Below are 13,072 nucleotides of genomic sequence, written 5' to 3' on the forward strand. Positions count from 1 at the left end.
TGCTCCATGAGGTCGAACGCCTTCTGGGACTCGATCCCAGGCATGGAGTTGTTCGGATCAGGAGCGGCGGGAGCCGTGGCCGCACCGAAGCCGACGGCGCCGAGCACCGCCACCCAGATCAAGGCGACGTACCAGCGCCGCCGGAAGGCCGTACGGCCCAGTCGATAGAGGAAAGTAGCCACGGGAGGGGTCTCCAAGGTCTGTGTTCGGGGCAGCGAGCGGTGGGGGTACTGCGAGCGGTGCGGTGCTGCGAGTGGTGCGGTGCTGTGCGGGGGCGGGCATGCCGGGGCGTCCCGTGGCCCGGAGGCGGCGTCGTCGGCGCCGGGGTCGGGGTCGGGGTCGGGGTGGAGGCTGAGGGGGCGAGCGTCGGGCCGCGGTCGGGGCGGCAGGCGCGTCAGGCCGGGGTCGGCGTCCTGCGGCCCCGCGTTTCGAGGTCAAGGACCTGTGTCCTGCGGCTCTGGAGGACGCCGAAGCCCGCGCCCGCCGCGACGACTCCGTTGAAGAGGAACAGGAACCAGAGCACGATCGAGGAGAGCAGCGACTTCATGAACCTTTTCCTTCGGCGGGGAGTCTGTAGAGGCGTGAGCTTCCGGATTCAACGATCCCGTCGGAAGCTCGCCGCCACGAGTGAGTGCTCTCCCGAACCTGTGGTGTAGCGGGCTACACCATCTATCCGGAGCCTGCTCTCCCGCGCGGCCGCACCAGGCGTGCCTAGCCTGGACGGCATGGGAACGACAGTGCGGCAGGCAGCGCGAGCCACCGTCCAATTGGGGCGGGCCGCCGTACTGGCGTTCGGCTCGATCATCTTCATCACGGTGCTGCTGTTCACGGCCGTCGCCACCCTCGTGGTGGTCGGTGCCGGACTGCTGCCCGAGACGGTGCTCCTGGTGCGCCGCTTCGCCGGTGCCAAGCGGCGCCAGGTCGCCGAGTGGACGGGCCGGGAGATCCCCGAGGCGTACCAGCGCGTCGAGGGTCCGCTCCGCCGACGGCTGCGCACGGCGGTCCGTGACCCGGGCACCTTCAACGACCTGCGCTGGATGGTCGCCCACTACGCCTATGGCTTCCTGGGCGTCCTCGCGCTGCCGCTGTGGCCGGCCGGCCTGCTCGTCGACGGTGTACGACAGGGTGTGCTGGGCCGTTCACCGCTGGTCCTGCCGTTGATCAGCCGTCTCGCGGACCTCGACGCCGCCTGGTCCACCGCCCTGCTCAAGCCCTCACCCAAGGCCCTGCTCGCGGAGCGGGTCGAGGAACTGACCGAGACCCGGGCGGGCGCGGTCGCCGCGCACGAGGCCGAACTGCGCCGCATCGAGCGGGACCTGCAGGAGGGTACGCAGGCGCGGCTGGTGTCGCTCTCCGTGCGGATCGGCATCGCCAAACGGGCGTACGAACGTGACCCGGACGCCGCCCGCAAACTCCTCGACGACGCCCAGGACCAGGCCGAAGAGGCGCTCACCGAACTGCGTCACGTCGTCCGTGGCATCCACCCACCGATCCTCACCGACCGTGGACTCGTCGGGGCGGCGCGGGCGCTCGCGGCGAGCAGCGGGCTCGACGTGACCATGGACGTGGACGGTCTGGAGGACGGGGCGCAGAGCGGGGTGCGGGCTCCCGCGGCGATCGAGGCGGCCGCGTACTTCGTGCTGGCCGAGGCGCTGACGAACGCGGGCAAGCACAGCGACTCGGAGCGGGCGGAGGTCCGGCTCGCCCGTACGCCGACGGGGCTGCGCGTGGTCGTCCGCGACGAGGGCCGCGGCGGCGCCGACGAGGCGGCCGGTTCGGGACTGATCGGTATGCGACGGCGGGTCGCCGCGCTCGACGGGGCCGTGCGTCTGACCAGCCCTGTCGGGGGGCCGACGGTGATCGAGGTGGACCTGCCGTACGCGTGGTGACAGCTTCGGCGTTTGGCGACAGCTTCGGCGTTCGGCGACGCCTTCGGCGTTTTCGTGCTCCCTGGAGAGGGCGATTTTCCGTCGACTTCAGCTTTCTCAGAATTCTTACCCTCCTCACAGCCCCACCCCATGCCCCTGACGGTTGCCCTTCCTAGCTTTCCGATCATGACGAGAAGCCACAAAGACACTTCGGTCACCCGGCGCCGTGCGCTCGCGGTGACGGGCGGCACGGTCGCCGCGGGCGGGCTCGCGGTCGCGGGCTACCAATCGGCGTTCGCCGACGAGACGACCACCGCCACCGACGCCGAGGCGACCGCCTCGGCGACCTCCACCGGCAGCGGCCAGTGCGTGCTGATGTCCAGCGTCACGGAGGGGCCGTACTACCTGGACGGCGCTCTGGTGCGCAAGGACATCACCGAGGGCAAGGGCGGCGTCCCGCTGACGCTGCGCATCACCGTGCAGGACACCACCGACTCCTGCGGCCCGGTCGCGGGCGCGGCCGTGGAGATCTGGCACTGCGACGCCTGGGGCTACTACTCCGGCTACACCACCGCCAACCCCGGCGGTTCCGCGCCCGCCGAGAGCGAGGACGGCTCGACGGCGAACGACCAGACCTACCTGCGCGGCTACCAGGTCGCCAACGCCAACGGGGTCGTCAAGTTCGAGACGATCTTCCCCGGCTGGTACACGCCCCGCACCACGCACATCCACGTCAGGGTGCACACCGGCGGCGAGAAGGCGGACGGCACCTACGAGGGCGGCAAGGTCAACTTCACCGGCCAGTTCTTCTTCGACGACGACATCGCCGCCGAGGTCCAGGCCCTGGAGCCGTACTCCAAGCACACCGGCAGCTACACCAAGCTCGCCGACGACATGGTGTACGACGGCGGCGGCGCCTCCAGCGGGCTGCTCACCCTGAAGCCGGTCCACAAGAAGGACCCGTCCAAAGGCTTCAAGGGGTCCATCATCCTGGGCATCGACCCCGACGCCGAGAGCACCGGCGCGGGCAGCGGTGGCGGTGGTACGCCCCCGAGCGGCGCTCCGACCGGTACGCCGCCGAGCGGTGCCCCGACCGGTACGCCGCCGAGCGGTGCCCCGAGCGATGCCCCGAGTGACAGTGCCAGTCCGTCCGCCTCGGCGTCCTCATAGGGTTCGCGCGTGAGCAGCCGCGAGGACGAGACGCTGGCGCGGGCCGCCGTGGCCGCGCTGACAGGGCAACTGGAGCTCACCCCCAAGCCCGGCCTGCCCGATCCGCGCGATCTCGGCGCCCGGGCCACCCGCCGGGACCTGTGTTCCCTGCGCTGGTCGGCCAAGGCGCTGACGCCCGGCCTCGCGGCCATGGCGGCCGCCGCCCGCCGCATCGGCCGGCCCACGCCCGAACTCCGTACGGAGCTGGGCGCGATCGGCCGGTCCACCGAACACTCGGTGACGCTGGCGGGCGGTGGCCACCGCGGGGCGCTGTGGGTCCTGGGCTTCCTGGTCGCGGCGGCGGCCCTGGAGCCGGGGGCCAAGGGTTCCGAGGTCGCCGCCACCGCCAAGCGGATCGCGACGCACCCCGACCGGCGGGCGCCGCGGCGGCCCTCCCGGGGGTCGTCGATGTCCGCGAAGTACGGCGCGGCCGGGGCGCGGGGCGAGGCACGTGCCGGATTCCCGCACGTACGGCGGGCGTTGGACGCGCTCGCCGCCTCCCGCTCCGCCGGCGCGTCCGAGCCGTACGCCCGGCTCGACGCCCTCCTCACCGTCATGTCCACGCTCCAGGACACCGAGTTGCTGTACACGGCGGGCCCGCACGGGCTCCGGCACGTCCAGGCGGGTGCCCGGGGCGTGCTGGAGGCGGGCGGTACGGCGACGGAGGCCGGCCGCGCGGCTCTGGCCGCCTTCGACGACGACCTGCACACGCGCGCGTGGAGCCCCCGTGGCACGGGGGGACTGCTCGCGGGCGCCCTGTTCGTGGACTCGCTTCCGGTGGTGGTCAGTTCGCCGGTACGGGTTGCTGCTTGACCCGGTCCTGGGTCTGATCCCGGTCCCGGTCCTGGCGGTGGGCTGTCACCTCGCGGGTGGCGGCCCACCGCACCGCCGGGCCCATCCCGTACGACGCCCCCAGCATCAGTCCCCCCAGCAGCAGCCACCCCGGCGTGCCCCAGCCCACCAGCAGCGCGGTCAGGACCAGCGGGCCCGCGGTGCGCGCCACCGTGACGCCCGTGCCGAAGAAGCCCTGGTACTCGCCCATGCGGTCGGCCGGGGCGAGGTCGAAGCCCACCTGCCAGGAACCCGCCGACTGCTGCATCTCGGCGACCACCTGGAGCACCGCGCCCGCCACCAGGACCCCGGCCGCGACCCACGGCGAGGCACCGGCCGACAGCGCGAAGACCGCGCAGGACACCAGCATCACGAGCCCGGAACGGCGTATCGCGCGCGTGGCCGAGGCGAGGCCCGTGACACCGCGCGCCATCCGCACCTGGAAGACCATCACCGCACCGGTGTTGAGGACGAACAGCGCGGAGACCAGCCAGGCGGGCGCCTGGGTGCGCTCGGTGATCCACAGCGGGATGCCCAGGCTGAGCAGCGGCATCCGCAGCAGCAGCACGGTGTTGAGGAACGTGACGAGCACGTACGGGCGGTCGCGCAGGACACCGGCCCCGTGACCGCGCCGTACGGTCACGCGCGGCACGGACGGCAGCCGCAGCAGCACACCGGCGCAGAGCAGGAAGCTCACCGCGTCCAGCGCGAACACCCCGAGATACGCGTCCCGCGTTCCGGCGTGCAGTGCGAGCCCGCCGAGACCCGCCCCCACCGCCAGGCCGGCGTTGAGGGTCGACTGAAGATGGGCGAGCAGCCCGGTCCGCTCCCCGGCCGGTATCAGCCCGGCGAGCAGCGCCTGCCGGGCCGCCCCGAGCCCCGACTGCGCGGAGGCGTACGCGCTGGCCGCGAGGACGAAGGGCAGGAAGCCGCGGACGACCAGGAAGGACGCCACCGCCGCTCCGGTCGCAACGGCCAGCAGCACCGCCGTGCCACGCGGACCGCGCCGGTCGGCGAGCCGCCCCAGCGGTACGCCCACAAGGGAGCCGATCGCCCAGGCGACGGTCAGCCCGAGCCCCACGCGCGCGGGGGCCAGCCCCACGACATGCGTGAAGTACAGCGCGGAGGTCACGTAATAGGCGCCGTCCCCCACGGAGTTGGTCAGCTGGGCGAGGGCCAGGACGCGTTTGCGGTCCCACGGGCGGGACGAGGCGGCTCGACTGCGCGGATGCTGCCGGATTCGTCATGGCTTCGACGCTAGGGGCCCGGTGGACCCGTCAACAGGCCCAATCCTCACGCCTTTTTGCGACCCAATTGACTCCCGCCCGCCACCCCCTGGCTCCCGTCCAGCACTCGCCCCAACGCCTCCAGCGCTTCCGGATAGATTCGCTCCCGGGGAGTCCCGTAGCCCACGACCAAACCCTGAGGCCGCCCCCCACCGCGCTCGTGCCAGTGCTCGCCGAGACGCCCGACCGCGAGCCCCTCCTCCTCCGCCCGCGCCAGCACCTCCGCCTCGTCCGCCACGTCCACCAGTGCGTGCAGCCCGGCCGCGATACCGCGTACGCTCCTGCGCGCCCCCAGCCGGTCGAGCAGCTGGTCCCGGCGTCGCCGGTACCGCAGTCGGCAGGCGCGCACATGACGGTCGTACGCGTGGCTGGTGATCATCTCGGCCAGCGCCAACTGGCCGATGGACTCGGTGTGATGGTCGCTGTGCAGCTTCACGTCGGCCACCGCGTCGACCAGGTGCGGCGGCAGCACCATCCAGCCGAGCCGCAGGGCGGGCCCGAGCGTCTTGGACGCCGTACCCAGGTAGGCGACCTGCCTCGGTGCCATGCCCTGGAGTGCGCCGACGGGTTGCCGGTCGTAGCGGAACTCGCCGTCGTAGTCGTCCTCGACGATCAGTCCGCCGCGCGCGCGTGCCCAGTCGGTGAGCGCCCGCCGCCGCTCGGGGTGCAGGGTGACCCCGGTCGGGTACTGATGGGCGGGTGTGACGACGACCGCGTCCGCCGGCGAGGAAGCCAACTCCTCCGCGCAGGCGCCTCGTTCGTCCACCTTCAGCGGCACCACCGTGCCTCCGCCCCGCCGCACCACGTCCCGGTGGAACGGCAGCCCGGGGTCCTCCATCGCGACCACCCCGCCGTCCAGCACGCGCGTGAGAAGGGCGAGCCCCTGCACGTATCCCGAGGTGATCACGATCCGCTCGGGCGGCGCGATCACGCCCCGGGCCCGTCCCAGGTAGCCCGAGAGCGCCGTCCGCAGTTCGATCCGACCGCGCGGGTCCCCGTAGTCGTACGCCAGGGAGGGCGCCGTCGCGATCGCGCGGCGCAGCGCCCGCAGCCACGCCGCCGCCGGGAACGTACCGACGTCCGGGCTGCCCGGCCGCAGATCGAAACGGGGCGCACGCGCGCGGGGAGCTCCGACGGCCTCCGACACGGCGTCCGCGGGAAGCACCGCGACCTCGGTGCCCGACCCCTGCCGGGCCGTCAGATACCCCTCGGCGACCAGTTGGTCGTAGGCCCCTTTGGCCGTCCCGCGCGAGATGCCGAGTTCGGCCGCGAGGCGCCGGGTCGGGGGCAGCCGTGTGCCCGGAGCGAGCCGGCCGTCGCGCACCGCGTCCCGCAGAGCCCGTTCGAGCCCGGTCCTGCGTCCCGCGGCCACGTCCGGCTCCAGATGCAGATCCACCCCGACGCCGGACCAGAAGTCGTCGCCCACCAATCCCCCCTGTGAGTTCCCGCGCCCAAAGGGGCGGGGGGAACTGCGCGACCAGCCACGACCTGCCCGCAGACGAATGGCCGGGCACTTCTCGTACCCGGCCATCAGCCCTACATGAGCCCTACATCAGCCCTGCGTCAGCCCTTCAGAGTCGTCATCCACGCCTCGACCTCGTCGGAGCGGCGCGGCAGCCCCGCCGACAGGTTCCGGTTGCCGTCCTCGGTCACCAGGATGTCGTCCTCGATGCGCACGCCGATGCCCCGGTACTCCTCGGGCACGGTCAGGTCGTCCGCCTGGAAGTACAGGCCAGGCTCGACGGTCAGGCACATGCCCGGCTCCAGCGTGCTGTCCACGTACGTCTCGGTCCGCGCGGCGGCGCAGTCGTGGACGTCCATGCCGAGCATGTGGCCGGTGCCGTGCAGGGTCCAGCGGCGCTGCAGTCCCAGCTCCAGGACGCGCTCGACCGGGCCCTCGACCAGACCCCACTCGACGAGCTTCTCGGCCAGCACGCGCTGCGCGGCGTCGTGGAAGTCGCGGTACTTGGCACCGGGCTGCACGGCCGCGATACCGGCCTCCTGGGCCTCGTACACGGCGTCGTAGATCTTCTTCTGGATCTCGCTGTAGCGGCCGTTGATCGGCAGCGTGCGCGTGACGTCGGCGGTGTAGAGCGTGTGCGTCTCCACGCCCGCGTCGAGCAGCAGCAGGTCGCCGGAGCGCACGGGTCCGTCGTTGCGCACCCAGTGCAGCGTGCAGGCGTGCGGGCCGGCGGCGCAGATCGAGCCGTAGCCGATGTCGTTGCCCTCGACCCGGGCGCGCAGGAAGAAGGTGCCCTCGATGTAGCGCTCGCTGGTCGCCTCGGCCTTGTCCAGGACCTTCACGACGTCCTCGAAGCCGCGCACCGTCGAGTCGACGGCCTTCTGCAGCTCGCCGGCCTCGAAGTCGTCCTTGATCAGCCGCGCCTCGGAGAGGAAGACCCGCAGCTCCTCGTCGCGCTCGGCGGTGACCTTGTCGGTCAGGGCCGCCTCGATGCCGGCGTCGTAGCCGCGCACGACCCGGACCGGGCCGGTGGCCTCACGCAGCTTGCCGGCCAGCTCCCGCACGTCGGAGGCGGGGATGCCGTACAGCTGTTCGGCCTCGGTGAGGGAGTGGCGGCGGCCGACCCACAGCTCGCCCTGCCCGGACAGCCAGAACTCGCCGTTCTCGCGGTCGGAGCGCGGCAGCAGGTAGATCGTCGCCTTGTGGCCGCCGCTCCCGTTCGGGGAGACGGTGGGCTCCAGGACCAGGACGCCGTCCTCGGTCAGGTTGCCGGTGAGGTACGCGTACTCGACCGAGGCGCGGAAGGGGTACTCCGTGTCGTTCGACCGGGTCTTCAGGTTGCCCGCCGGGATCACCAGGCGCTCGCCCGGGAAACGTGCGGAGAGCGCGGCGCGGCGGGTGGCGGTGTACTCGGCCTGTGCGATCGGCGTGAGGCCGCGCAGCTCGGTGTCGGCCCATCCGGACTTCATGTTCTCGGCGAGTTCGTCGGACACGCCCGGGTACAGGCCGTTCTTGCGCTGCTTGATCGGCTCTTCTTCGCCCGCTTCGTCAGCGGCATCGTCGAGCACGGCTTCCGGGGTCTCCGGGTTGAGCGCCTCCGACACGGTCTGCCTCCTAGATACGACTCTGGACCTCCCCCCCAGCTCTCCGCTGTGCTCGAGCAGGGGGACACCATCATCGTACGGTCGTACAGATGTGGGCCCAGGGTCGGAAGTCCTGTTACGCGCAGAGCTCAGCGCGGCGGCCCCAGGGCAGCACTCGAGGCGCGCACCGCACTCGAAGCGCGGACCTCACTCGAAGCGCGCCGCCAGGAGTACGACGTCCTCCGCGCTGTCCGCCTCGTCCAGCCCGTCCGGCAGCACGGACCGCAGAACATGGTCGGCGAGCGCGCCGGGATCCTCACGCAGCGTCCTGGGGACGCTGGCGGCCGCCGCGTGCAGCCGGGCGAAGGCGCGGTCCATGGGGTCGCCGGTGCGGTGCAGCAGGCCGTCGGTGTAGAGCAGCACGGTCTCGCCCGGCTCGGCCGTCAGTTCGACACTGGGCGCCTCCCAGCAGGCGAGCATGCCCAGGGGCGCGGACAGCGAGGTCTCCACGAACTCGGTGCGCCGCGCGCCGATCACCAGCGGCGGGCTGTGTCCGGCACCGGCGAGCGTGATCTTGCGCAGGGCGGGCTCGCAGTACGCGAAGAGGGCGGTCGCGGAGCGGGCGGGCTCGGTCAGGCGCAGCAGCAGCTCGAGGTCGGACAGGACGGCGACGGGGTCCTCGCCCTCCATCACGGCGTACGCCCGCAGGGAGGCCCTCAGCCGGCCCATGGCGGCGACGGCGCTGGGCCCGGCCCCGGTGACGGAGCCGACCGCCAGGCCGAGCGCGGCGTCGGGCAGCGGCAGCGCGTCGTACCAGTCGCCGCCGCCGCGCGGGCCCGTGCGGTGCCGGGCGGCGAGCTGGACTCCGGAGACCCGGGGCAGCCGCGGCGGAAGCAGCTCCTGGGAGATCGTCTTCATGCACGCGCGTGTGCGGTCCAGTTCCAGCAGCCGTGCCAGGTGTTCGGTCGCGTAGCGGGCGTAGAGGCCGACGAGGTGGCGCTGGCGCTCCACCGGTTCGGCGGGTTCGTCGTAGAGCCATACGGCGGCGCCCAGTCGGCCCGCCGCCTCGGTGGACAGGGGCAGCGCGTAGCTCGCGGCGTAGCCGAGCCGGGCGGCCACCTCGCGGTGGCGGGGGTCGAGCCCGTCCTCGGAGAGGAGGTCGGGCTGGGAGATCTCGCCCTCGCCGCCGGGCAGTCCGTCCAGGATCCTGCCGTACGACATGGCGCTGCGCGGGACGGTCTCGATGTGGCCGAGGTCGGCGCGGGCGAGGCCCAGGCCGATGGTGGTGTCCGGGCCGAGTCCGTCGCCCGGTTCCATGACGACGAGACCGCGCCGGGCACCCACGAGGGCGGCTCCGGCGCGCAGCAGCTCCTGCAGCGCGTCGTTCAGTGTCGCGGTGCGCACCAGGCGCTCGGTGAGTTCGTGGAGGGTGGTGAGGTCGGACACCCAGCCGGCGAGCCGATCTTGGAGAACGGCTCCGGGACCGGTGGACGAGGCGGCCGAGGAGGAGCCCGTTGCGGAACCCGTGACGGAGGTCGTCGGCGCGACAGTGTGTGCGGGCGCGGGAACCGTTGAATCGATTCCGGCCACTTTCGGAACGTGAGGGGCGTTCATGGCGTCCGGCTTTCCGACCGGTGCGTATTGCTCGATAGCATCGCAAACCCCCATGTCGTTCTGCGCCGCTAGCAGTGTCTCCACATGTACACGCACTCGTGAGGGGATGTCCAGCATTGTCCTGCTGGGATTCCTGGTGTCCATGAGACCCTCGGTAACCCTTGCGGGAAAGCAAAGTTGGCCTAAAACTAACTCGGGTAACGGGTTATTGAGGTCGACTGGCCTCGTTCCACGGAGCGTCACAGCGGTCGTGATGGGTACGTACTCGGTGAAGGCCAGGGGTGGTTGGGATCCGCCCGGAACCTGGCGACGGACCCGGGCGTCTTAACCACCGACGACCGTGCCCCATCCTCCCGTGGCGGAGGCGGCAAGAAACAGCGGGACGGCAAAACGCCAGGCGCCGCCACCCCACGCCATGCCCATGCTTCAGACAGACGCAGTATGGACGCGGACGCAGCCAATGCTCGGCCCAGATGGGTTCCCCTTGCCGTGCGCAGGGGTGTGATGCGCCAGCAGGTACGCACAGTGAAGTGATCGACACATGACGTGATGTGATCCACGGTGTTGCCAGGCGTGCAACGGAAAGGAACGAGCGCTCATGCGCGAGATCCTCGGAAGGCGACGCAGGCTCCTGTCCAGGCGAAACAACGGGAGGCCTGAGGTGCTCAGCGCGGCCCTGACCTTCGCGACCGATTGGCAGTGGCCCGTGCTCCCGGGTGTGGCACCGGACCCGCAGGGGCGTGCCCGCTGCGGGTGCCCGGACCCGGAGTGCACGGTGCCCGGTGCTCACCCCTTCGACCCCGGCCTCCTCGCGGCCACCACCGACGAGCGCATGGTGCGCTGGTGGTGGACCAACCGGCCGTCCGCACCCATCGTGCTGGCCACCGGAGGCAGGGCCCCCTGCGCGGTGAGCCTGCCCGCCCTCGCGGCGGCCCGCGCACTCGACGCGCTCGACCGCACGGGCATGCGCCTCGGCCCGGTCGTCGCGGCGCCCACGCGCTGGGCGATCCTCGTCGCGCCCTACTCCATGGAGCAGCTCGGCGAGCTCCTCTACGCCAAGGACTTCGTGCCGGGGTCCCTGCGCTTCCACGGCGAGGGCGGCTACATCGCGCTGCCCCCGTCCGAGACCGGCCAGGGCCAGATCCGCTGGGAGCGCGCACCCCTGCCCGGCTCGGCCGCGCCCTGGGTGCCCGATGTGGAGGCCGTGGTGGACGCGGTGGTGGAGGCGCTCACTCGTACGGGTGTGAGCGCGCCCGAGTTGTAGGGTGCCCGGCGCGCGGTGAGCCGCGCGCCCACCCACGCTCGTTATGTTCCGCACTATGCAGCGTCATTCCGGGGGACACAGAGCCCCATCGTCTCTACGTTCCGGGCCGGACCACGAGAGGGTTCGCCTGGTGGCGCTGGCGGGCCTCGTGGTGTTCGCGGTCGCCCTGCCACTGACCGTGGCCTCCGCAGGACCCGTCGGTGACCGGAGCTCCGAGGCCGTACGCGCGTCCCGGAGGATCGACGACAAGGGAACGACGGCCCCCGCCGCGCCCCGTTCCGCCTCCGCGACCCCTCCCGATTCCACGACCCCTCCCGCTTCCGCGCCCGCGCCACGGCTTCTGGGCCTCGGCCGGGCCACCGCCGCCCGGTGCGGCCCCGAACTCTCCTCCCCCGACGGGATCGAAGCGCAGACCTGCGTCATGACCCAGGGAGAGGACACCTGGGCGCGCACCTACTACCGCAACGCGACCGGTGACGAGCTGAGCTCCGCACTGAGCCTCATGGGCCCCGGTGGCCGCACCGTGGAGATGAACTGCGTGGTGGGTGCCGAGGACGACCCGGGGGTGTGCGAGACGCCCAGAGGGCGTACGGCGGGGGGTGTGGGGGCGTACACGGCGGTCGCCGAGTTCGCGAGGAGCGCCGGGAGCGGGCCGATGCTGCTGCGGTCGGGAAGCGACGCGGAGAGCGACTCGGGGAGCGCCTCGGGGAGCAACTCGGCCCCGTAGCAAGGCGGTTGACGCCGCGGGAAAATCCGCGCATGGAAAGACCCGGTTGCTGGCGACGGGGGATGCACCAGCAACCGGGCTACTCGAACGGTAACAAGAGATCGGCGGTTCGCAAATTCGATCTCGGCTATTCGGACACGGATTTACCTGTCACCGCCGGGAGTTGTGACAGGAGTCACCTGCTCCGTGAAGCGCCGACCAGCTGACCGGTCGGTCAGTGCCCCGGCTGTGTGTCAGCTGAGCGTGACCTGTCGGTTCGTGAGGCCGCCGCGTGCCCGCCGCTCGTCCGGGGTGAGCGGTGTGTCCGAGGCCAGGGCGGTCGCGAGGCGCTCGGCGAACTCGGCCGCCGGCTTTTCCACATCGTCGGCCGTGACGCCCGTGGGCAGGTCCCAGACCGGCACCGTGAGCCCGTGCGCGCGGAAGGAACCGACCAGCCGCGTGCCCTCGCCGAGGTTCGAGCGACCGGCCGCGTGCAGCCGCGCGAGCGCGTCCAGAAGCTGCTCCTCGGGGTACGGCATCACCCAGCGCAGGTGGTTCTTGTCGGGGGTCTCGCACCAGTACGCCGCGTCCACGCCGGAGAGCTTCACGGTCGGGATCGCCGCCGCGTTGGCCCGCTCCAGGGAGGCGGTGACCTCCGGTGTCGATTGCTCCGCGTCCGGGACCCAGAACTCGAAGCCCGAGTGCACAACTGGCTCGAACGCGCCTTCGGGGTCGAGCAGTTCCTGCAGTCGCGGGCCGTCGGCCGGGGCGCGGCGGCCCTGGATCGGGGTGCCGGGCTGGGCCGTGAGCGCGCGCTGGAGGGTGTCGGCGAGGTCGCGGCTGATGTCGCCGGACGCCGTGTCGTTCTGCAGGCCGATCAGGACCGAGCCGTCGTCGCGGCGCAGCGCGGGCCAGGCCATCGGCAGGACGGTGGCGAGCGTCACCGAGGGAACTCCCTCGGGGAGGCTCTCCTTGAGCTTCAGCTCGACCGTGGCGGCGGGCACCAGCTCGCGCAGCGCGACCCAGTCGCCCTCGCGCGGCAGGCCCTCGAAGGGGCGCTGGACCAGCTCCGTCACCGCGTGTGCGGCGGCCCGGCCGTGGCAGGCCTTGTAGCGGCGGCCGCTGCCGCACGGGCAGGGCTCGCGAGCGCCGACTACCGGGATCTCCCCGTCCTTGAGCTGAGGCTGCTTGGCCTTCGTCTGGGGTCGCTTCTTGGCCATCGTGGGTGTCTCCCGATCACGGCTCGTCT

General features: G+C 72.2%; 12 protein-coding genes. 5 read left to right on the top strand and 7 right to left on the bottom strand.

Annotation, left to right across the window (positions count from 1 at the left end; all coding sequences use genetic code 11):
- Both ACZ7M3_RS50960 and ACZ7M3_RS50965 read right to left on the bottom strand, forming a co-directional pair.
- Positions 1-182: hypothetical protein (locus ACZ7M3_RS50960; protein WP_472073423.1), on the bottom strand; the 182-nt coding region annotated here is incomplete at its 3' end.
- A gap of 212 nt (positions 183-394) precedes the next feature.
- Entirely contained in the window at positions 395-547 is a 153-nt protein-coding gene (locus ACZ7M3_RS50965; RefSeq protein WP_472073425.1) for a hypothetical protein, read from the bottom strand.
- Positions 548-725: 178 nt separating this feature from the next.
- Here ACZ7M3_RS50965 and ACZ7M3_RS50970 point away from each other — a divergent pair, with 178 nt between their 5' ends.
- From ACZ7M3_RS50970 to ACZ7M3_RS50980, 3 genes are all read left to right on the top strand, one after another.
- Positions 726-1,889, top strand: a complete 1,164-nt coding sequence (locus ACZ7M3_RS50970; RefSeq protein ID WP_472073427.1) for a sensor histidine kinase — start codon at positions 726-728, stop codon at positions 1,887-1,889.
- A gap of 165 nt (positions 1,890-2,054) precedes the next feature.
- Entirely contained in the window at positions 2,055-3,038 is a 984-nt protein-coding gene (locus ACZ7M3_RS50975; protein ID WP_472073429.1) for an intradiol ring-cleavage dioxygenase, read from the top strand.
- A 9-nt stretch (positions 3,039-3,047) separates the two neighbouring features.
- Positions 3,048-3,890, top strand: a complete 843-nt coding sequence (locus ACZ7M3_RS50980) for a triphosphoribosyl-dephospho-CoA synthase (RefSeq protein ID WP_452963700.1) — start codon at positions 3,048-3,050, stop codon at positions 3,888-3,890.
- Here ACZ7M3_RS50980 and ACZ7M3_RS50985 read toward each other — a convergent pair.
- The 4 genes from ACZ7M3_RS50985 to ACZ7M3_RS51000 all read right to left on the bottom strand — a co-directional run bounded on the left by ACZ7M3_RS50985 (position 3,862) and on the right by ACZ7M3_RS51000 (position 9,970).
- Complete coding sequence (locus tag ACZ7M3_RS50985) at positions 3,862-5,040, bottom strand: MFS transporter (protein ID WP_472073431.1); 1,179 nt, start codon at positions 5,038-5,040, stop codon at positions 3,862-3,864. The genes ACZ7M3_RS50980 and ACZ7M3_RS50985 overlap by 29 nt on opposite strands.
- A gap of 161 nt (positions 5,041-5,201) precedes the next feature.
- Complete coding sequence (gene pdxR / locus ACZ7M3_RS50990; protein WP_472073433.1) at positions 5,202-6,620, bottom strand: MocR-like pyridoxine biosynthesis transcription factor PdxR; 1,419 nt, start codon at positions 6,618-6,620, stop codon at positions 5,202-5,204.
- 137 nt (positions 6,621-6,757) lie between these two features.
- Positions 6,758-8,260 carry an aminopeptidase P family protein gene (locus ACZ7M3_RS50995; protein ID WP_472073435.1) on the bottom strand — a complete coding sequence of 501 codons (1,503 nt, stop codon included), beginning with the start codon at positions 8,258-8,260 and terminating at the stop codon, positions 6,758-6,760.
- A gap of 186 nt (positions 8,261-8,446) precedes the next feature.
- The gene (locus ACZ7M3_RS51000) at positions 8,447-9,970 is read right to left on the bottom strand and encodes a PP2C family protein-serine/threonine phosphatase (RefSeq protein ID WP_472073470.1); all 1,524 of its coding nucleotides are present in this window, start codon (positions 9,968-9,970) and stop codon (positions 8,447-8,449) included.
- A gap of 481 nt (positions 9,971-10,451) precedes the next feature.
- Between ACZ7M3_RS51000 and ACZ7M3_RS51005 the strand changes: the two genes are divergently transcribed.
- Positions 10,452-11,117, top strand: a complete 666-nt coding sequence (locus ACZ7M3_RS51005) for a bifunctional DNA primase/polymerase (RefSeq protein WP_452963709.1) — start codon at positions 10,452-10,454, stop codon at positions 11,115-11,117.
- 55 nt (positions 11,118-11,172) lie between these two features.
- Positions 11,173-11,844, top strand: a complete 672-nt coding sequence (locus tag ACZ7M3_RS51010; protein ID WP_472073437.1) for a hypothetical protein — start codon at positions 11,173-11,175, stop codon at positions 11,842-11,844.
- Positions 11,845-12,077: 233 nt separating this feature from the next.
- On the opposite strand, the gene ACZ7M3_RS51015 is transcribed toward ACZ7M3_RS51010, so the two are convergent.
- The gene (locus ACZ7M3_RS51015; RefSeq protein ID WP_351314140.1) at positions 12,078-13,043 is read right to left on the bottom strand and encodes a DUF5926 family protein; all 966 of its coding nucleotides are present in this window, start codon (positions 13,041-13,043) and stop codon (positions 12,078-12,080) included.
- Positions 13,044-13,072: the final 29 nt, after the last annotated feature.

This window comes from Streptomyces sp. NPDC111656 (assembly GCF_055656965.1).

What these genes read in the sequence shown, in the direction of transcription:
- ACZ7M3_RS50975 (WP_472073429.1), top strand. Translation starts at nt 2,055, where the DNA reads ATGACGAGAAGCCACAAAGACACTTCGGTCACCCGGCGCCGTGCGCTC.
- ACZ7M3_RS50970 (WP_472073427.1), top strand. Translation starts at nt 726, where the DNA reads ATGGGAACGACAGTGCGGCAGGCAGCGCGAGCCACCGTCCAATTGGGG.
- ACZ7M3_RS51015 (WP_351314140.1), bottom strand. Translation starts at nt 13,043, where the DNA reads ATGGCCAAGAAGCGACCCCAGACGAAGGCCAAGCAGCCTCAGCTCAAG.
- ACZ7M3_RS51000 (WP_472073470.1), bottom strand. Translation starts at nt 9,970, where the DNA reads ATGCTGGACATCCCCTCACGAGTGCGTGTACATGTGGAGACACTGCTA.
- ACZ7M3_RS51010 (WP_472073437.1), top strand. Translation starts at nt 11,173, where the DNA reads ATGCAGCGTCATTCCGGGGGACACAGAGCCCCATCGTCTCTACGTTCC.
- ACZ7M3_RS51005 (WP_452963709.1), top strand. Translation starts at nt 10,452, where the DNA reads ATGCGCGAGATCCTCGGAAGGCGACGCAGGCTCCTGTCCAGGCGAAAC.
- ACZ7M3_RS50965 (WP_472073425.1), bottom strand. Translation starts at nt 547, where the DNA reads ATGAAGTCGCTGCTCTCCTCGATCGTGCTCTGGTTCCTGTTCCTCTTC.